The organism is Cupriavidus sp. GW821-FHT07C08, assembly GCF_059419025.1.
Genome location: NZ_JBWKQZ010000029.1, coordinates 71,451 through 89,339, shown reverse-complemented (window position 1 = coordinate 89,339; position 17,889 = coordinate 71,451). Strand labels below are relative to the sequence as shown.

19 protein-coding genes are annotated in these 17,889 nt (G+C 68.2%); 15 read left to right on the top strand and 4 right to left on the bottom strand.

The genetic code is table 11. The features are described from left to right. Positions 1-14: 14 nt before the first annotated feature. The 6 genes from mreC to AC07UK_RS29350 all read left to right on the top strand — a co-directional run bounded on the left by mreC (position 15) and on the right by AC07UK_RS29350 (position 6,880). Positions 15-980 (top strand): rod shape-determining protein MreC, encoded by a 966-nt coding sequence (gene mreC, locus AC07UK_RS29375; RefSeq protein ID WP_494686945.1) that lies wholly within the window; start codon positions 15-17, stop codon positions 978-980. Beyond that, complete coding sequence (gene mreD / locus AC07UK_RS29370; RefSeq protein ID WP_114136035.1) at positions 977-1,489, top strand: rod shape-determining protein MreD; 513 nt, start codon at positions 977-979, stop codon at positions 1,487-1,489. The genes mreC and mreD overlap by 4 nt, the downstream gene beginning before the upstream one ends. Before the next feature lie 53 nt (positions 1,490-1,542). Further along, positions 1,543-3,846 carry a penicillin-binding protein 2 gene (gene mrdA, locus AC07UK_RS29365; protein ID WP_436220568.1) on the top strand — a complete coding sequence of 768 codons (2,304 nt, stop codon included), beginning with the start codon at positions 1,543-1,545 and terminating at the stop codon, positions 3,844-3,846. Between the two features lie 11 nt (positions 3,847-3,857). Continuing rightward, the gene (gene rodA, locus AC07UK_RS29360; protein WP_013955205.1) at positions 3,858-5,000 is read left to right on the top strand and encodes a rod shape-determining protein RodA; all 1,143 of its coding nucleotides are present in this window, start codon (positions 3,858-3,860) and stop codon (positions 4,998-5,000) included. An 88-nt stretch (positions 5,001-5,088) separates the two neighbouring features. After that, complete coding sequence (locus AC07UK_RS29355) at positions 5,089-5,775, top strand: DUF484 family protein (protein WP_436220569.1); 687 nt, start codon at positions 5,089-5,091, stop codon at positions 5,773-5,775. Between the two features lie 25 nt (positions 5,776-5,800). Continuing rightward, a complete protein-coding gene (locus AC07UK_RS29350) occupies positions 5,801-6,880 on the top strand; it encodes a tyrosine recombinase XerC (RefSeq protein ID WP_494686946.1) in 1,080 nt (359 codons plus the stop codon). Between the two features lies 1 nt (position 6,881). On the opposite strand, the gene AC07UK_RS29345 is transcribed toward AC07UK_RS29350, so the two are convergent. Beyond that, positions 6,882-7,838 (bottom strand): transcriptional regulator GcvA, encoded by a 957-nt coding sequence (locus AC07UK_RS29345; protein ID WP_013955207.1) that lies wholly within the window; start codon positions 7,836-7,838, stop codon positions 6,882-6,884. A 248-nt stretch (positions 7,839-8,086) separates the two neighbouring features. Between AC07UK_RS29345 and AC07UK_RS29340 the strand changes: the two genes are divergently transcribed. From AC07UK_RS29340 to lipA, 3 genes are all read left to right on the top strand, one after another. Beyond that, complete coding sequence (locus tag AC07UK_RS29340; RefSeq protein ID WP_013955208.1) at positions 8,087-8,455, top strand: DUF2917 domain-containing protein; 369 nt, start codon at positions 8,087-8,089, stop codon at positions 8,453-8,455. Positions 8,456-8,626: 171 nt separating this feature from the next. Continuing rightward, the gene (lipB, locus tag AC07UK_RS29335; protein WP_436220571.1) at positions 8,627-9,382 is read left to right on the top strand and encodes a lipoyl(octanoyl) transferase LipB; all 756 of its coding nucleotides are present in this window, start codon (positions 8,627-8,629) and stop codon (positions 9,380-9,382) included. 40 nt (positions 9,383-9,422) lie between these two features. Beyond that, a complete protein-coding gene (lipA, locus tag AC07UK_RS29330) occupies positions 9,423-10,418 on the top strand; it encodes a lipoyl synthase (RefSeq protein WP_316152273.1) in 996 nt (331 codons plus the stop codon). Positions 10,419-10,510: 92 nt separating this feature from the next. On the opposite strand, the gene AC07UK_RS29325 is transcribed toward lipA, so the two are convergent. Next, on the bottom strand, positions 10,511-10,786 hold the full coding sequence (locus tag AC07UK_RS29325; protein ID WP_436220572.1) for a ribbon-helix-helix domain-containing protein: 276 nt from the start codon (positions 10,784-10,786) through the stop codon (positions 10,511-10,513). A gap of 215 nt (positions 10,787-11,001) precedes the next feature. Here AC07UK_RS29325 and pxpB point away from each other — a divergent pair, with 215 nt between their 5' ends. From pxpB to pcp, 6 genes are all read left to right on the top strand, one after another. After that, positions 11,002-11,649 (top strand): 5-oxoprolinase subunit PxpB, encoded by a 648-nt coding sequence (gene pxpB, locus AC07UK_RS29320; protein WP_114133774.1) that lies wholly within the window; start codon positions 11,002-11,004, stop codon positions 11,647-11,649. After that, a complete protein-coding gene (locus tag AC07UK_RS29315; RefSeq protein ID WP_494686947.1) occupies positions 11,646-12,665 on the top strand; it encodes a 5-oxoprolinase subunit C family protein in 1,020 nt (339 codons plus the stop codon). The genes pxpB and AC07UK_RS29315 overlap by 4 nt, the downstream gene beginning before the upstream one ends. 55 nt (positions 12,666-12,720) lie before the next feature. After that, on the top strand, positions 12,721-13,461 hold the full coding sequence (pxpA, locus tag AC07UK_RS29310) for a 5-oxoprolinase subunit PxpA (protein ID WP_436220574.1): 741 nt from the start codon (positions 12,721-12,723) through the stop codon (positions 13,459-13,461). 100 nt (positions 13,462-13,561) lie between these two features. Continuing rightward, positions 13,562-14,290: a DUF969 domain-containing protein gene (locus AC07UK_RS29305; protein ID WP_436220575.1), complete on the top strand. Its 729-nt coding sequence runs from the start codon at positions 13,562-13,564 to the stop codon at positions 14,288-14,290. A gap of 10 nt (positions 14,291-14,300) precedes the next feature. Next, positions 14,301-15,251, top strand: a complete 951-nt coding sequence (locus AC07UK_RS29300) for a DUF979 domain-containing protein (RefSeq protein ID WP_013955215.1) — start codon at positions 14,301-14,303, stop codon at positions 15,249-15,251. Between the two features lie 15 nt (positions 15,252-15,266). Beyond that, on the top strand, positions 15,267-15,917 hold the full coding sequence (gene pcp, locus AC07UK_RS29295; RefSeq protein WP_436220576.1) for a pyroglutamyl-peptidase I: 651 nt from the start codon (positions 15,267-15,269) through the stop codon (positions 15,915-15,917). 12 nt (positions 15,918-15,929) lie between these two features. Here the strand turns inward: pcp and AC07UK_RS29290 are convergent, their stop codons facing one another. Continuing rightward, a complete protein-coding gene (locus AC07UK_RS29290; RefSeq protein ID WP_436220577.1) occupies positions 15,930-17,180 on the bottom strand; it encodes a VanZ family protein in 1,251 nt (416 codons plus the stop codon). A 19-nt stretch (positions 17,181-17,199) separates the two neighbouring features. Then, the gene (locus tag AC07UK_RS29285; protein WP_436220578.1) at positions 17,200-17,829 is read right to left on the bottom strand and encodes an ABC-type transport auxiliary lipoprotein family protein; all 630 of its coding nucleotides are present in this window, start codon (positions 17,827-17,829) and stop codon (positions 17,200-17,202) included. Positions 17,830-17,889: the final 60 nt, after the last annotated feature.

Here is a 17,889-nt window from a genome sequence, read left to right as displayed (position 1 = left end):
CTTTGTTCGGGTAAATGGATTACTCCCCTCCGCCGCTCTTCAAGCAAGGCACCTCGGCAGTCGCCAGGCTGGTCCTGTACGTGGCCATCGCGCTGGCGCTGCTGGTGGTCGATGCCCGTTTCGACGCGCTCAGCGTGGGCCGGCAGGTTGCCGCCACCGTGCTGTTTCCGGTCGAACGCCTGGTGCTGACGCCGCGCGACGCGCTGCGCACGATGTTCGACTACGCGCAGTCGTCGGCGATGCTCGCCACTGAAAACCGCGAACTGCGCCAGAACGCCGTGCAGCAGGCCCAGGCCTCGGTGCGCCAGGCGCAGCTGGAGTCCGAGAACAGCCAGCTGCGCAAGCTGCTCGGACTGGCGCAGCAGTCGGCCACGCCGGTGACGGCCGCCGAGATCCTGTATGACGCGCGCGATCCCTACAGCCAGCGCATCGTGATCGACAAGGGCAGCCAGCACGGCCTGCGTGCCGGCTACCCGGTGATCGACGAGCGCGGCGTGGTGGGCCAGGTCACGCGCGTGTCGCCGTTCCAGTCCGAGGTGACGCTGCTGACTGACAAGGACCAGGCCATCCCCGTGCAGGTGGTGCGCAACGGCCTGCGCAGCGTGGCCTTCGGCGGCGCGCGCGCGGGCCAGCTGGACCTGCGCTTCATGGCCGCCGCCGCCGACCTGCAGCAGGGCGACCTGCTGGTGACCTCGGGCCTGGACGGCACCTACCCGCCGGGCCTGCCGGTAGCAAAGATCATCCATATCGAGCGCAAGGCCGATACCGCGTTCTCGCGCGTGTACTGCGAGCCGGTGGCCGGCGTGCGCGCGCACCGCCAGCTGCTGGTGGTGCGCTACGACGCGGCCATCCCCGCGCGCGAAACGGTCGAGGCCAAGCCGGAGGCCCCGGTCAGGGGCGCCAAGTCCGCCGCGGCGCGCGCAGCCGCCGACAGCGCGGCGGCTGCCAAGGCCGCGCCCGCCAAGGAGGCACCACGGTGACCAATCCCCAATACCTGCTGCGGCCGGTCAATCCCGCCTTTATCGCCTTCAGCTTCGTGCTGGCGTTCCTGTTCAACCTGATGCCCTGGGGCACCACGCTGTGGGTCCCCGACATGGTGGCGCTGGTGCTGGTGTTCTGGAACATCCACCAGCCGCGCAAGGTGGGCATGGGCGTGGCCTTCCTGCTGGGCCTGCTGATGGACGTGCACGATGCCCGGCTGCTGGGCGAGCACGCGCTGGCCTATACCCTGCTGGCCTACTTTGCCATCACCATCCACCGCCGCGTGCTGTGGTTCACCGTCTATACCCAGGCGCTGCACGTGCTGCCGCTGCTGTTCATCGTGCATGCGGTGCCGGTGCTGATCCGGCTGGCCATGGGCGCGCCGCTGCCGGGCTGGCAACTGTTGCTGGCGCCGGCGATCGAGGCGCTGCTGTGGCCGCTGGCCACCAGCCTGCTGCTGGCGCCGCAGCGCCGTTCGAGCGATGTCGACGAGACGCGTCCGATCTGACGCCGCACGCACCTGACCGCACCTAAACGCTCATCCCTGGCCAACGCAGTACCATGACCGAAATCCGCAACGTCGAACTGGAAATCGGCCGCTTCCGCATCCGCGTGGCGGCCGCTGCCCTGTTCACGGTGATCTGCTTTGGCCTGCTGTTCACGCGCTTCCTGTGGCTGCAGTGGTACAAGCATGACCAGTACTCGGCCAAGGCCGAGGACAACCGCATCTCGGTGGCGCCGATCGAGCCCAACCGCGGCATCATCATGGACCGCAACGGGCTCGTGCTGGCGCGCAATTATTCGGCGTACACGCTGGAGATCACGCCGTCCAAGCTGACCGATACGCTGGACAACACCATCGAGGGCCTGTCGGGGCTGGTGGATATCCAGCCGCGCGACCGTCGCCGCTTCAAGCGGCTGATGGAAGAGTCGCGCAGCTTTGAGAGCCTGCCGATCCGCAGCCAGCTGAGCGACGAGGAAGTGGCGCGCTTTTCCGCGCAGCGCTTCCGCTTCCCGGGCGTGGACGTGCGCGCGCGGCTGTTCCGCCAGTACCCGCTGGGCGAGTCGGCCTCGCACGTGATCGGCTACCTGGGCCGCATCTCGCAGCGCGACCAGGAACGCATCGAGGCCATGGACGAGGCCAACGACGCCGACAGCGCCAAGTACGATCCGCGCAAGGACGCCGACAACTACAAGGGCAGCAACTACATCGGCAAGATCGGCCTGGAGCAGAGCTACGAGACCGAGCTGCACGGCCTGACCGGCTTTGAAGAGGTCGAGGTCAGCGCCGGCGGGCGCCCGATCCGCACGCTTTCGACCTCGCCCGCCACGCCCGGCAACAACCTGATCCTGTCGCTCGACATCCGCCTGCAGCAGCTGGCCGAGGCGCTCTACGGCGACCGCCGCGGCGCGCTGGTGGCGATCGAGCCCTCCACCGGCGACATCCTGGCCTTTGTCTCGATGCCGACCTTCGACCCCAATCTGTTCGTTGAGGGCATCGACTCCAACACCTGGAGCGAGCTCAACAACTCGCCCGACAAGCCGCTGCTGAACCGGCCCCTCCGGGGCACCTACCCGCCGGGCTCGACCTACAAGCCGTTCATGGCGCTGGCGGCGCTGACCACCGGCAAGCGTACCGCGGCCTGGGGCATGCACGACCCGGGCTTCTTCACGCTGGGCAACCACACCTTCCGCGACGACAAGCCGGGCGGGCACGGCTGGGTCGACATGCAAAGCTCGATCGTGCAGTCGTGTGACACCTACTACTACGCGCTGGCGCGCGACATGGGCGTCAACGGCATCCACGACTTCATGAAGCCGCTCGGTTTCGGGCAGATCACCGGCATCGACATCGAGGGCGAGAGCCGCGGCATCCTGCCGTCCACCGAATGGAAGCGCAAGGCCTACCGCAAGCCCGAGCAGCAGAAGTGGTATGACGGCGAGACCATCTCGCTGGGCATTGGCCAGGGCTACAACAGCTTCACCATCCTGCAGCTGGCGCAGGCCACTTCGGTGATCGTCAATAACGGCAGCGTGATGAAGCCCCACCTAGTCAAGGCGGTGGAAGACGCGGTCACGCGCAAGCGCACCCTGACCGTGCCCAAGGAAAGCTACCGGATCCCACTCAAGCAGGCCGATATCGACGTGATCAAGCGTGCCATGGTGGCGGTGACGCATTCCGGCACCGCCGCGCGCGTGTTCGCGGGCGCGCCGTATGAATCGGCGGGTAAGACCGGCACGGCGCAGACCTACAGCCTGGGCAAGGGCGAGAAGTACAACCACCATGCGCTCGATGAGCGCAAGCGCGACCACTCGCTGTACACCGCCTTCGCGCCGGCGGACAACCCGAGGATCGCGATCGCGCTGATCGTGGAGAACGCCGGCTTCGGCGCCGCGGTGGCCGCGCCGATCGCGCGCAAGCTGATGGATTACTACCTGACCGGCAAATGGCCGGCAGAGCTGGAAGCCATCGCACCGCCGGAAGCCGAGCGCATGGCGGGCCGCCCGCCGGTGGCCACGCCGAGCGTGTTCACCACCGGCCAGACCGCCAGCATCGCCAGCGCTACCGTGATGTCGGGCGCCAGCGCACCGGCCAGCGGCGCGGCCGCCAGCGCGGTGGCCGCGGCCTCGGGCGCGCATGCCGCGGCGTCTGACGCGATCGCGGCGGCGCTGGACCCGGCCGCGATCGCACCGGCCTCGGCCGTGCAGACGCTGGATGAACGCATGCTGCAGGCGCTGGGCCACAGCAAGCCGAAGGTGCCGCCGGCTTCCGTGCCGGTCGTGCCGGCCAAGGCGCCCGCGCCCAAACCACGCGTCAAGCCCGTGGCTGCCAAGGCAGCCAGCGGTGCCGACGCCACTCGCTGAAGGAGGCGCGCATGGATCGACGCCGCGTCCTGTCCCTGATCAAGACCGCGCTGACCGGTTTTGACAAACCACTCTCGCTGATCGTCTTCCTGCTGTTCGCCACCGGCATCGTGGCGCTGTACTCGGCCGCCATCGACATGCCGGGCCGGGTCGAGGACCAGCTGCGCAATATCCTGCTGTCTTATGTGGTGATGATGGTGATCGCCTACCTGCCCACGCAGACGCTGATGCGGGTGGCGGTGCCGATCTACACGGTCGGGGTGGCGCTGCTGATCGCGGTCGCCATGTTCGGGCTGATCCGCAAGGGCGCGCGCCGCTGGCTTTATGTCGGCATGGTGATCCAGCCGTCCGAGATCATGAAGATCTCGATGCCGCTGATGCTGGCGTGGTACTTCCAGAAGCGCGAGGGCGTGGTCAAGTGGTTCGACTTCGTGGTGGCGCTGGTGCTGCTGCTGATCCCGGTCGGCCTGATCGCCAAGCAGCCCGACCTGGGCACGGCGCTGCTGGTGATGGCCGCGGGCGTGTACGTGATCTACTTCGCGGGCCTGTCGTGGAAGCTGATCCTGCCGCTGCTGGGGCTGCTGGTGGTGGCAGTCACGCTGCTGATCACGTTCCAGAACGATATGTGCGCGCCGGGCGTGAACTGGCCGGTGCTGCACGACTACCAGCAGCACCGCATCTGCACGCTGCTGGACCCGACCAGCGATCCGCTGGGCAAGGGCTTCCACACGATCCAGTCGATCATCGCCATCGGCTCCGGCGGGGTCGAGGGCAAGGGCTGGCTCAAGGGCACGCAGACGCACCTGGAGTTCATCCCGGAAAAGCACACCGACTTTATCTTCGCCGTGTACTCGGAAGAGTTCGGCCTGATCGGCAATGCGGTGCTGCTGGTGCTGTATCTGCTGTTGATCTTCCGCGGCCTGTTTATCGCGGCCAATGCGCCGACGCTGTTCTCGCGGCTGCTGGCGGGATCGATCACGCTGATCTTCTTCACCTATGCCTTCGTCAACATGGGCATGGTCAGCGGCATCCTGCCGGTGGTGGGCGTGCCGCTGCCGCTGATGAGCTATGGCGGCACCGCGCTGGTGACGCTGGGCGCGGGCATCGGCATCCTGATGAGTATTTCGCGGCAGAAGCGGCTGATCCAGACGTAGCGCAGCCGGCGTAAAAAAGGGGCCGCGGCTGTGCCGACGGCCCCTTTGCTAAACTGCCACCCACTTTACCTCTACCGGTCCACGCCCCATGAACGCCCAAGACGTTGCCGCCTACCTGCAGAGCCACCCCGAATTCTTCGAAGAACACGCCGAACTGCTGGCCGCGGTGCAGCTGACCAGCCCGCACAGCCACCGCGCCGTGTCGCTGCAGGAACGCCAGATGGAAATCCTGCGCGAGAAGAACAAGGGCCTTGAGCTGCGCCTGGCGGACCTGGTCCGCCACGGCCATGACAACGACCGCACCCAGCAGCGCATGCATGCCTGGCAGCTGCGCCTGCTGGCCGAAGCCGATTCGCACGCGCTGCCCTATGCGGTGCAGGACGGCCTGCAGCAGGTGTTCGACGTGCCGGCGGTGGCGCTCAGGCTGTGGGACGTGGCCGAGCAATACGTCCATATGGAAGTGGCGCAGGGCGCCAGCGAAGACCTGCGCATCTTTGCCGAAGGCCTGCGTGCGCCATACTGCGGCAGCAACGGCGGCTTCGAGGCGGCGGGGCTGCTGGAGCGCGACGATATCACCTCGCTGGCGATGGTGACGCTGCGCGTGCCGGTGCGCGCGGGGGATGCCGAGCCCGGTGCCGACGTGCGCGGCGCAGCCTTTGGCCTGCTGGTGCTGGGCTCGCCCGATCCGCGCCGTTTCCACGAAGGCATGGGCACCGCCTACCTGTCGCAGATCGGCGAAGTCGCCGGCGCCGCGCTGCACCGGCTGCGCGACTGAGGCGCGGCGGCCCACGCCTGACGCCATGACTGCACGCCGGCCGCCCCGCAGCGTGGTTGCGGATATCGCGCCTGCCAGCGACAGCCCGCCGCCGGCACCCGAGCCGCTGGTCACGCGCTACCTCGACTGGCTGCGCGGCAGCCGCAAGCTGGCTGAGCACACGCTGACCAGCTACAGCCGCGACCTGCGCGTGCTGCAGGGGCACGCGGCGCGCTATGCGCCTGGCGTGGCCCTGCTGGCACTGCAGACCCACCATATCCGCAACTTTGCCGCGCGGCTGCATGGCGCCGGGCTGGTCGGCACCAGCATCGCGCGCACATTGTCGGCATGGCGCGGTTTTTTCCAGTGGGCGGCGCGCCACGGCCATGGCGTCACGGTGAACCCGGTCGACGGCGTGCGCGCGCCGCGCTCGGGCCACGCGCTGCCCAAGGCGCTGTCGGTCGAGCACGCGGTGGCGCTGGTCGCGCATCCTGCCGGCACGGATGCCCAGGCACTGCGCGACCATGCGGTCTATGAGCTGTTCTATTCAAGCGGGCTGCGGTTGTCCGAGCTGGTGCAGCTGGACCTGCGCTATGCCGATGCCGACGGCTACCGCTCCAGCGGCTGGCTCGACCTGGCCGGCGCGGAAGTCACCGTGACCGGCAAGGGTTCGCGCCAGCGCTCGGTGCCGGTCGGCAGCAAGGCGGTCGAGGCGCTGCGCGCCTGGCTGGCGGTGCGCGACACGCTGCTGCGCCCCGGCGCCTTGCCGGAAGATGCGCACGCCCTGTTCCTCGGCCCGCGCGGGCGGCGCCTGTCGATGCGCACGGTGCAGTTGCGGCTCAAGCAACAGGCGCTGCGCGCCGGCGTGCCGGCCGATGTGCATCCGCATATGCTGCGGCATTCGTTTGCCACCCACGTGCTGCAGTCGTCGGGCGACCTGCGCGCGGTGCAGGAGATGCTGGGCCATGCCAGCATCTCGACCACGCAGGTCTATACCGCGCTGGATTTCCAGCACCTGGCGAAGGTCTACGACAAGGCCCATCCGCGGGCCGGCCGGGCGCGCGCCAGGCCGGCAGCTGACGCGGCCGCCGATCCTGCTGACGCCGGCGAAGCGTCGGAAGACTAGTTCACTCCCACTGCGCCAGCACCTCGCGGAAGCGCTCGATCTCGGGCAGCAGCCAGCCGCGGAACGCCTGCACCTTGGGCAGGTTCAGCGAACCCGGCGCGCATACGAAGTACAGCAGCCAGGGGCAGGCGATGCTGACATCGAACAGCCGCACCACGCGCCCGGCCAGCAGGTCGTTGTAGGCCAGCGAGGAGCGGATCAGCGCAATGCCCTGGCCTTCGGATGCGGCCTGCAGCAGCAGCGAGGAATCTTCCAGCAGCAGGCCCTTGCGCGGTTCCGGCCAATCCAGCCCGGCGGCCTCGAACCACGGCTTCCACGGATCGCCCTCGCCGCGCAGCAGCGGCAAGCCGGCCATGTCCTGCGGCCGCTCGGGCAGCCGTCCGCCATTGAAGCCGGGGCTGCAGACCGGGAAGAAGACGTCGTCCAGCAGCCGCTCCACATACAGGCCGGGATAGTCGCCGCTGCCCATGCGCAGCGCGATATCGACTTCCTCATGCGCAAAGTTGACCAGCGTGTTCGACGACAGCAGCTCGACATCCAGCTCCGGGTGGCGCTCGATAAAGCTGCCGATGCGCGGCGTCAGCCAGCGCGCGGCAAACGACGGCATGGTGCTGATGGTCAGGCGCTTGTCGCGGTTGCCGGCCTGCAGCGCGCGCGTGGCATCGGCGATCTGCAGCAGCGCGTCACGCACGCGCTCGGCATAGAGGCGCCCCGACGGCGTCAGCGCGACGCGCTTTCCGTGGCGCTCGAACAGCGGCATGCCCAGTTCTTCTTCCAGCGCACGGATCTGGTGGCTGACCGCGCCGTGCGTGACAAACAGCTCCGTGGCCGCGCGCGAAAAGCTCTCGTGCCGCGCCGCGGCCTCGAAGGCGCGCAGCGCGGTCAGCGCCGGCAGGCGCGGCAGCTCGCGGTGCCAGCCGCGCGGCAGGTCCTTTTCCCAGGCGCTCTTCCATGCCATGGTGGTCTCCAGGCGGTCGTGTGTATGTGAGTTTGTCTAACAAGAACAAGGAAAATATATCGTTTTGATAGTGGCCGGGCAATCACTAATATTCCATCACCGGCCCCCGCAGTAGTCATTTACTTCACGGCGATATTCGTAGGATTTAACTGGCCTGGTCCCCTTGCCGGGCCAGTTCCGGTGCCCCGCCGCGAATTCGTACTGCGTCTGGCGTATTCCCGCCGAGGCCGGCTGAACGGAGAACCACCATGAAAACCGTGCTCACAACGACCGTGTTCACACTGAATCCTGGCGAAGTCACCACGCTGTCGGTGCATGCTGCCCAGCGCCTGCATGTCGAAGAGGCCCGCGGCACCGATGTATGGCTGACCCGCGAGAAAGATTCAGAGGACTACTGGCTGCGTTGTGGCGGCAGCCTGCTGCTGCGTTCGGGTGACGAGGTGGTGCTGAGTGTAGACCCGCGTGCGCTGCACCCGGTGCGCCTCGCCCTGATCGCGGAAGCGCGCCGCCCGGCGCTGGCGCTGGCTGACGTGCCGCACCTGGTGTACCGCAGCCTGCGCCGCCTAGTTCGAGGCACGGAGTGGACGCCGAACCAGGACCAGGTCACCGCATCCTGAGGCCAAGGCTGACGGGGCATTGTCCACATCACATCGCGACCGCGGGCATCTGCGCCTGGTCTGGTCGCGTGACGCATCGGGCGATTCCCGCCGGACTGACGCCCTGAGCGGGCAGCAGAAGTGACCGAGGCAGGGCCGGCGCAAGCCGGCCCTTTTCGTTACACTCTCGCCATGCATCCGATTCAAGTCATCGAACGCGGCCGCGAGGACTATCAGCCGTGTTTCGACGCGATGCGCGCCTTCACCGCCGCACGCACGCCCGAGACGCCCGACCAGGTCTGGCTGGTCGAGCATCCGCCGGTCTACACCCTGGGCCAGGCGGGTGATCCCGCACACCTGCTGTCGCCGGATGACAACATCCCGGTCGTGCAGATCGATCGTGGCGGGCAGATCACATATCACGGTCCCGGCCAGGTCGTGGCCTACCTGCTGCTCGATCTGCGCCGCCGCCGCCTGATGGTACGTGAGCTGGTGCACGGCATCGAGCAGGCGGTGCTGGACACGCTCGCAGCGTATAATCTCGCAGCCGAACGCAAGCCCGGCGCCCCCGGCATCTACCTGTCCGACGGGCCGCACCAGGGCGCCAAGATTGCCGCGCTCGGCCTCAAGATCCGCAACGGCTGCAGCTACCACGGCGTCAGCCTCAACGTGCAGATGGACCTGTCGCCGTTCCTGCGCATCAATCCCTGCGGCTATGCCGGGCTGGAAACAGTCGACATGGCCAGCGCGGGCGCCACCTTCGCGGCGGCGGATGCCAACGGCGCGCCCTTGCCCGTGACCGCGGCACAACAACCGGAAATCGCACAGCGCCTGGCGGCAGCATTGTGCGAGGTGCTGGCAGCGCATGAAGCCCGCGCGCTGGCTGCCGAAGGAACTGCCGCCCCGGCTGAAGCGAAGCAGCCGGGTGAGACGGCCCTGGCCTCCTAGTCAAAAGCGAAATGCACGCTGAGCGCGTGCGGAGAAATGTATGAGCGACGCCCTGATCGCCACTTCCAGCGAAGCCCCGCAGTCCCCCGCGGAGCAGTATGACCCGACCCGCAAGCAGAAGTCGGCCGACAAGACCGCACGCATCCCCATCAAGATCGTGCCGGCCGAAAAGCTCAAGAAGCCGGACTGGATCCGCGTCAAGGCCGCCACCGGCAGCTCACGCTTCTACGAGATCAAGGACATCCTGCGCGCCAACAACCTGGTGACGGTGTGCGAGGAAGCCAGCTGCCCCAATATCGGCGAGTGCTTCGGCAAGGGCACCGCCACCTTCATGATCATGGGCGACAAGTGCACGCGCCGCTGCCCGTTCTGCGACGTGGGCCACGGCCGCCCCGATCCGCTGGATGTGAACGAGCCGGGCAACCTGGCCCGCACCATCGCCCAGCTCAAGCTGAACTACGTGGTGATCACCAGCGTCGACCGCGACGACCTGCGTGACGGCGGCGCCCAGCACTATGTCGACTGCATCTCGCAGACGCGCGAGCTGTCGCCCGTTACCCGCATCGAAGTGCTGGTGCCCGACTTCCGTGGCCGCCTGGACAAGGCGCTGGACATCCTGCAGGCCTGCCCGCCGGACGTGATGAACCACAACATGGAAACCGTGCCGCGCCTGTACAAGCAGGCCCGCCCGGGCGCGGACTATGCGCACTCGCTCAAGCTGCTGCAGGAATTCAAGCGCCGCAACCCGAACGTGCCGACCAAGTCCGGCCTGATGGTGGGCCTGGGCGAGACCGACGAGGAAATCCTCGAGGTCATGCGCGACATGCGTGCCCACGACATCGACATGCTGACCATCGGCCAGTACCTGGCGCCGTCGAATCACCACCTGCCGGTGCTGCGCTACGTGCATCCCGACACCTTCAAGATGTTCGAGGAAGAGGCTTACAAGATGGGCTTCACCCACGCTGCGGTGGGCGCGATGGTGCGGAGTTCGTACCACGCAGACCAGCAGGCGCATCAGGCGGGGTTTGCCTGAGCGGGGTTTGTCAGTGGATGGAATGAAATGCGGCCGGGATTCCCGGCCGTTTTTCTTTGGTTCTGGTGCAAAGACGACGGGATAGATCCTCATCAGGCTTTGGTCTTCCCGGCATGTTTGGCAGCCAGGCGGGCGCGGATCCCGTCAGCCGTTAAAGCACGAGACGGGTCTGCCCTTAGCGCGTCATAAGCAGGGCCAACCTGCTGGAGCAGCCAGTTGTCCACGGCCCGGTCACGTGCCAAGAGCGCTCGCAGGCCGTCGCGAATGACCTCGCTCTCGCTGGCGTACTCGCCGGACCGCACCTTTTCCTTAACGGCCTGAGCCATCTCGGTAGGAAGCGTCACGCTCAGTTGTTGGGTGGTTCGCATGGCGGTCTCCAATCAGTAGGATTAAATCCTACTCCGCCGGCCTGGCGCCGCACACCCGAAGCCGTCCCGGCCCCGATCCTAGGGTCAACCCCGACTGTCCCCCTATGGTTCATTTCGATATGATGAATTCATCGATAAATTATCGATGAAATACAAACACGTCACATTCCGGCTTGCCTGCCTAAACTGGTAGCAAATGAGCTACCGGGAATCCCATGAACTGCACCGTCCACCGACTCGCCGAGCAGGCGCTGCTGTACAGCGTGGCTCCCCCCGCCTCGCTCGAAGTCCAGCGCCGCATCTGGGCGATGGCCGCCCGGGCCGCGGACTGGCGCGGGGTAGTTGACGTGGTGCCGGGCATGAACAACCTGACCGTGATCTTCGACGGCAGCGCCGACGTGGACGCGCTGGAGCGCAACCTGAAGCTCGCGTGGGCCTCCGGCGAGGCGCGCAATGCCACCGGCAAGCTGGTGGAGATCCCGGTGCGCTACGGCGGCGAGCATGGCCCGGACCTGGGCGATGTGGCGGCCCATACCGGGCTGACGCCGCAGGAAGTGGTGCGCCGCCACGCTGCCGGCGAGTACGTCGTCTACTTCCTGGGCTTCCAGCCGGGATTTGCCTATATGGGCGGCCTGGCACCGGAGCTGGCCACGCCGCGCCGGCGTGAGCCGCGGGTGGCGGTGCCGGCCGGATCGGTCGGCATTGGCGGCGAGCAGACCGGGATCTATCCGGCGGTGCTGCCGGGCGGCTGGCAGCTGATCGGGCGCACCGACGCCGAGCTCTTCGTGGCGGACCGGGATCCGCCGTCCCTGTTTGCGCCCGGCGATACCGTGCGCTTTGTTGCCGAGGAAGTCATCGCGTGATCGAAATCATTCGTCCCGGCGCGCTCGCCTCGGTGCAGGACCTGGGCCGTACCGGCTTTCGCCGTTTTGGCGTCGGCCGTTGCGGGGCGATGGACATGCTGGCGGTGGAAGTCGGCAACCGCCTGCTCGGCAATGCGCCGGGCTGTGCCGCCATTGAATTCACGCTGGGCCGCGCCGCGCTGCGCTTCCATGCCGATATGCGCGTAGCGCTGGCCGGTGCCGAATGCGGCGCCAACCTCGACGGCGTGCCGGTGTGGTCGTGGCATGCCTTTGACGTGCACAAGGGCGAGACGCTGACGCTGCCGTCGACGCGCGGCGGCACGCGCGTGTACCTGTGCGTGGCGGGCGGCATCGACGTAGAGCCGGTGATGGGCTCGCGCAGCACCGACCTGAAGTCAGGCTTTGGCGGGCTGGGCGGGCGCGCGCTGCAGGAAGGCGACCGCCTGGCGGCGGGGCGCCCCGGGCTGGTGGCCGAGACCGACTGGATCGGCGTGCAGGCGCCGGCGTGGGCGCTGCCCGCCAGCATCGAGGGCAAGGCCACGCCGGTCCGCATGCTGCCGGGGCCTGAATATGAGGACTTCGACGCGGCATCGCAGGCCGCGCTGTGGCAGGCCGACTGGACCGTCACGCCCAACAGCGACCGCATGGGGCTGCGCCTGAACGGGCCCGCGCTGGCGCGGCGCGCCGAGCGCAGCGCCGACCTGCTGTCGCATGGCGTGGTGCCGGGCGTGATGCAGGTGCCGCCGGGCGGCCAGCCGATCGCGCTGATGGCCGATGCGCAAACCACTGGCGGCTACCCCAAGATCGGCGTGGTGATCGGCGCGGACCTGTGGCGGCTGGCGCAGGTGCCGCTGGGTGCGCCGGTGCGTTTCGTGCAGGTGACGCTGGCGCAGGCAGAGGTGGCGCAGGCCGAGCTGGAGCGCTACCTGCGCCAGATCGACCAGGCGCTGCGGTGGCAGGGCGATGGCATGCCCATCGGCGCGCGGCGGCGCGCACACACGCGCGTGGCCGCATAGGCGCGCACGCGCAACAGCAATCGGGCGACGCAATGCGCCGCACAGGAGAATGGCAATGCATATCGATTTGAACGCCGACCTTGGCGAAGGCTGTGATAACGACGAGGCGCTGTTGGCGCTGATCAGTTCGGCCAATATCGCATGCGGCTGGCACGCGGGCGACGCGGCCACCATGGTGCGGACGGTGAAGTGGGCGCTGGAGCGCGGCGTGGCGATCGGGGCGCACCCGAGCTACCCCGACCGCGAGAACTTCGGCCGCACCGAGATGCAGCGCGACCCGGAACACGTCTACGCCGACGTGCTGTATCAGATCGGCGCGCTCGACGCGATCGTGCGCGCACAGGGCGGCGAGCTGCATCACGTCAAGCCGCATGGCGCGCTGTACAACCAGGCCGTGCGCGATCCGGCGCTGGCCCGCGCCATCGTGCGCGCGGTGCGCGACTTCGATGCCGACCTGGTGTTCTTCGGCCTGGCCGGCAGCCAGATGATCGATATCGCCAAGGAGGCTGGCCTGCGCGTCAAGCAGGAGGTCTTTGCCGACCGCGGCTACAACCCCGACGGCACGCTGGTCAAGCGCGGCACGCCGGGTGCGCTGCATGAGGACGAGGAAGTCGCCCTGAACCAGACCCTGACCATGGTGCGCGAGAAACGCGTGCGCGCCATCGACGGCACCTGGGTACCGATTCAAGCCGAAACCGTGTGTCTGCACGGCGACGGCGCCCACGCGCTGGCCTTTGCGCGCCGCATCCGGGAACGGCTGGGCGCGGAAGGCATCGCGGTCCGCGCCGGCGACTGAGCACTCCGTCTCAACCGCCAGCATCCACTGCGGCCGGCCCCGTCGTGCGGTAAGACGGCTGCCGTCCGCTCGCCTCCATCACACTCGTTTGGTGTCTCTTATGGAACAGGCAGTCAATCTCTGGCCCCTTGTCGGGGTCGGCGTCATCATCATCGGCTTCGTGCTGCGCTTCAATCCCATGCTGGTGGTGGTGCTCGCCGCGCTGGCCACGGGGCTGGCCGCGCCGATGCCGCTGATGCAGATCTTCTCGGCGATCGGTACCGCCTTCGTCAAGGCGCGCAACCTGCCGCTGATCATCCTGCTGCCGCTGGCCGTGATCGGCCTGCTGGAGCGGCACGGGCTGCGCGAGCATGCACAGGCATGGATTGCGCGCATCGCATCGGCCACGGTTGGCCGCCTGCTGATCGTCTACCTGGGCGTGCGCGAGCTGACCGCCGCGATCGGCCTGACTAGCCTGGGCGGGCATCCGCAGATGGTGCGCCCGCTGCTGGCGCCGATGGCCGAGGGCGCGGCCGAGAACCGCTTCGGCCACCTGCCCGAGCCGGTGCGCCAGCGCATCCTGGCGTTCTGCGCCGCCACCGACAATGTCGGCTTGTTCTTTGGCGAAGACATCTTCGTGGCCTTCGGCGCGATCGCGCTGATGCACACCTTCCTGCTGTCGTCGAACATCGACGTGGAGCCGCTGCATATTGCCGTGTGGGGCATCCCCACCGCGATCTGCGCCTTCCTGATTCACGCCGTGCGCCTGAAGCGCCTGGACCGCTGGCTCGAGCGCGAGCTGGGCGGCAAGGCCGCCACGGCCGCCGCGCCTGCCAAGAGCGCCGAGTAAGGAGCGCGCCATGATCATTTCCATCGAATATCTCTACTGGCTCGCCGGTCTGGTGCTGGCAATCACCGCGCTGATGACCTTCGCCGACCGCGAGCATCCGCGCCGCCTCAGCACCGGCCTGTTCTGGCTGCTGTACGCGATCGTATTCCTGATTGGCGACCGGCTGCCGCCGGCCGCGGTCGGCATCGGCGCGGTGGTGATGGCGCTGATTGCGGGCTTTGGCGGCGTCGGCCACGGCAAGCACCACAGCCTGCCCGAGGAAGAACGCCGCGCCAGCGCGCGCCGCCTGGGCAACAAGCTGTTCATCCCGGCGCTGCTGATCCCGCTGGTGACCGTGATCGGCACCATGCTGTTCAAGAACGTCAAGATCGCCGGCCTGCCGCTGCTCGATCCCAAGAACGTGACCTTTGTCTCGCTGGGGATCGGCTGCCTGATCTCGCTGGCGGTGGTGTGCTGGCTCACGCGCGACACCGTGGCGCAGGGCCTGCGCGAGTCGCGCCGCCTGACCGAGTCGCTGGGCTGGGCGCTGGTGTTGCCGCAGATGCTGGCGATGCTGGGCCTGGTGTTCGCCGACGCGGGTGTGGGCAAGGCCGTGGCGCACCTGTCCACCGCCTATATCAACATGGACTACAAGCTGGTGGCGGTGGCGGTCTACTGCGTCGGCATGGCGCTGTTCACGGTGATCATGGGCAATGGCTTCGCGGCCTTCCCGGTGATGACCGGCGGCGTGGGCGTGCCGATCCTGGTCGGCATGTTCGGCGGCAACCCGGCGGTGATGGCGGCGATCGGCATGTTCTCGGGCTATTGCGGTACGCTGATGACGCCGATGGCGGCCAACTTCAATATCGTGCCGGCGGCGCTGCTGGAACTCGACGACAAGAATGCCGTGATCCGCGCGCAGGTGCCGACCGCGCTGGCGATCCTCGTGGCCAATATCGCGCTGCTGTACTTCCTGATGTAACCGCGGAGCCCCGCCATGCGTACTGTGCTGCTGACCGGCTTCGAGCCGTTCGAGAATGAACCGATCAATCCCTCATGGGAGGCCGTGCGCGCGCTCGACGGCGAGCGCGTGGGCGACGCGGTGATCGTGGCGCGGCAGCTGCCGTGCGTGTTCGGCGCGGCGATCGACACCATCGGCGAGCTGGTCGACGTGCTGCGGCCCGCGCTGGTGATTGCCGTGGGCCAGGCCGGCGGGCGCGCCGAGATGTCGGTGGAGCGCGTGGCGATCAATGTCGACGATGCGCGCATTGCCGACAACGCCGGCGCCCAGCCGATCGATACCGCCATCGTCGCGGGTGGCCCGGCCGCCTACTTTGCCACGCTGCCGATCAAGGCGATGGTGCGCGACATGCGCGCGGCGGGGGTGCCGGCCTCGGTGTCACAGACCGCCGGCACCTTCGTCTGCAACCATGTCTTCTACGGGCTGATGCACCGGCTGGCGCAGCAGCCGGATGGCGACGTGCGCGGCGGCTTTATCCACATCCCCTACCTGCCCGAGCAGGCGGCGCGCCATCCGGGCCAGCCCAGCCTGGCGCAGGAAACGCTGGTGAAGGGGTTGCGCATGGCGGTGGCGACGGCGCTGTCGAACCGCGCCGATGTGCGCGAGCAGGGCGGGCAGTTGCACTAGGCCCCGCCAGCGCTATTCCTGCGTACCGGCCGCGGCCGCCTCACGGCGCGCCGCGGCTTTTTTCCTGGCATGGCGGCGCAGGCTGACCTGTTCGAAGCGCCAGATCACATAGCAGAACGCCAGGAACGGCCACAGCCAGCCCAGCCATTGCGCCAGGCTGTTGAAGTGGATGAAGCGGCCCATGCGCCAGCCTTGCTCCGAGATCCACGCATAGGGGTTGGATGGCAGCACATTGGTCAGCACCACCAGCACGATCAGCGCCACCATCGCCAGCACCGCGCGCAGCCAGCGCGGCAGGTACAGCAGCAGCGCCAGCACCAGCGAGCTGGTCAGCAAGGCAAAGCGCCCGCCTTCGGACAGCCAGACAAAGGCGCTCTCGGACGGAAACTGCAGTTCGGCCGCGGTAGCCTTGAGCAGCAGCGCCGCGGCCAGCAGGCCGGCCAGGATGCGCAGCATCGGCGCGCTGCGGCGCATCGCGATCGAGGCGAACAGGCCGGTGCCGACCCAGCTGCTGGCGGTCACCAGCGATTCCAGCAACTGCTGGCTCTGCATGTCCTCGGGCCGCAGGCCGATGTGGTCCTGCCAGGCCTCCAGCTGCGGGAACACCATCTGCAGCACCTGCATCGGCCAGGACTCCGGGTCGGTCAGCCATTCGCGCACGATGCCGCCCATGCCGAACAGGTGCTCTTGCGGAAACACCTGCGCAAACGGCCACAGCAGCAGCAGGATGATGGCAAAGCTGGCGTGGGGCTCGAACCACGCATGGCGCAGGCGCGTCAGGCGCCCGTCGTCGATCAGGGCCCGGGTGAACGGCGCCACCACCGCGCCGCCCAGCAGCGCGCCCAGCGCATTGGTGATCAGGTCGATATTGGAAGAGATGCGGCTTGGCAGCCAGGTCTGGAAGGCCTCCATGCAGGCCGACAGCAGCGCCCCGGCCACCAGTGCCACCAGCGTGGCGCGCCCGCCCGACATGCGCGGATGTAGCGACAGCACCACCAGCGCGCCGAACGGGAAGTATCCCAGCACATTGGTCAGCAGGTCGAAGTCGGTGATGTAGCGCGGCTTGGGCGCGCTCAGGAAGGCAAACGGCGAAACGCCGTTGTCGACCCAGCCCGAGAACGGGTACAGGCTGGCGTACACGACCAGCAGCGTGAAGCAAATCAGCCCCACGCGGGCCAGCGGCGAGTGCTGCGGGCCGGTGGCTTCGGGCGTTGGCTGAGCCGCCGGGGGCGGCGCGGAGGGCGGCGGGGGAGCCGGCTCCATGGCATGTCTCCTTGCGTGTCTACTTTAGCTGCAGCGTGCCGATCCAGTCGAGCAGCGCCGCGATCACCGCGTCGCTGGCCTCGGCCAGCGCCTTGACGCCGCCGGCACCATCGGCGCTGGCCGCGGGCCGGCGCGCCTCGAAGGTCTGCTGGCCGAGCATGCCTTGCTGGAACACCGTGGCGCGCATCCGCACCACGCCTGCGCTGGTGGTGGCGCTGTCGAACACCTGGTCGAACTCGATCAGGTCTACCTTCAGCGCCGGCACGCTGCTGTCGCCGAACCAGCTCAGCGTGCCGCGCGCGGCCACGGCCTCGCGCAGCCGCTCGTCGAACAGGCGCGTGGGCGACATCACCCAGCGCTGCGTGGCGTAGGCCTGCAGGCGCTGCGCCTGCGCATACTGCAACCGGTAGAAGAGGGCGTTGCCGTCCAGCCAGTTGGGCCCGTCGGTCTGCGCCACGCGCAGTTTGGGCAGCCGCGCCGGCGCAGGGTTCCCGTTGCCGGGGGTGGCGGCGGCCGGCGGGCCGAGGTCGTAGGTGACGGTGGGGTTGTTGCCGCGCGTCAGCGCGCAGCCCGACAGCGCCAGCCCCGCGGCGGCCAGCAGCAGGGCGGCCTGGAGGCGGGAGCGCGCGGATCGGAGAAGGCGTGGCATCTCGGTCGCAGGGTTCACGGCGGTATCTCGCGGTTGGCGGTATCGGGTGAGGGGCGGCAT

What these genes read in the sequence shown, in the direction of transcription:
- rodA (WP_013955205.1), top strand. Translation starts at nt 3,858, where the DNA reads ATGGATCGACGCCGCGTCCTGTCCCTGATCAAGACCGCGCTGACCGGT.
- AC07UK_RS29300 (WP_013955215.1), top strand. Translation starts at nt 14,301, where the DNA reads ATGATCATTTCCATCGAATATCTCTACTGGCTCGCCGGTCTGGTGCTG.
- AC07UK_RS29340 (WP_013955208.1), top strand. Translation starts at nt 8,087, where the DNA reads ATGAAAACCGTGCTCACAACGACCGTGTTCACACTGAATCCTGGCGAA.
- AC07UK_RS29355 (WP_436220569.1), top strand. Translation starts at nt 5,089, where the DNA reads ATGAACGCCCAAGACGTTGCCGCCTACCTGCAGAGCCACCCCGAATTC.
- lipB (WP_436220571.1), top strand. Translation starts at nt 8,627, where the DNA reads ATGCATCCGATTCAAGTCATCGAACGCGGCCGCGAGGACTATCAGCCG.
- mrdA (WP_436220568.1), top strand. Translation starts at nt 1,543, where the DNA reads ATGACCGAAATCCGCAACGTCGAACTGGAAATCGGCCGCTTCCGCATC.
- pxpB (WP_114133774.1), top strand. Translation starts at nt 11,002, where the DNA reads ATGAACTGCACCGTCCACCGACTCGCCGAGCAGGCGCTGCTGTACAGC.
- AC07UK_RS29325 (WP_436220572.1), bottom strand. Translation starts at nt 10,786, where the DNA reads ATGCGAACCACCCAACAACTGAGCGTGACGCTTCCTACCGAGATGGCT.
- pxpA (WP_436220574.1), top strand. Translation starts at nt 12,721, where the DNA reads ATGCATATCGATTTGAACGCCGACCTTGGCGAAGGCTGTGATAACGAC.
- pcp (WP_436220576.1), top strand. Translation starts at nt 15,267, where the DNA reads ATGCGTACTGTGCTGCTGACCGGCTTCGAGCCGTTCGAGAATGAACCG.
- AC07UK_RS29290 (WP_436220577.1), bottom strand. Translation starts at nt 17,180, where the DNA reads ATGGAGCCGGCTCCCCCGCCGCCCTCCGCGCCGCCCCCGGCGGCTCAG.
- AC07UK_RS29345 (WP_013955207.1), bottom strand. Translation starts at nt 7,838, where the DNA reads ATGGCATGGAAGAGCGCCTGGGAAAAGGACCTGCCGCGCGGCTGGCAC.
- AC07UK_RS29285 (WP_436220578.1), bottom strand. Translation starts at nt 17,829, where the DNA reads ATGCCACGCCTTCTCCGATCCGCGCGCTCCCGCCTCCAGGCCGCCCTG.
- AC07UK_RS29350 (WP_494686946.1), top strand. Translation starts at nt 5,801, where the DNA reads ATGACTGCACGCCGGCCGCCCCGCAGCGTGGTTGCGGATATCGCGCCT.
- AC07UK_RS29305 (WP_436220575.1), top strand. Translation starts at nt 13,562, where the DNA reads ATGGAACAGGCAGTCAATCTCTGGCCCCTTGTCGGGGTCGGCGTCATC.
- mreC (WP_494686945.1), top strand. Translation starts at nt 15, where the DNA reads ATGGATTACTCCCCTCCGCCGCTCTTCAAGCAAGGCACCTCGGCAGTC.
- lipA (WP_316152273.1), top strand. Translation starts at nt 9,423, where the DNA reads ATGAGCGACGCCCTGATCGCCACTTCCAGCGAAGCCCCGCAGTCCCCC.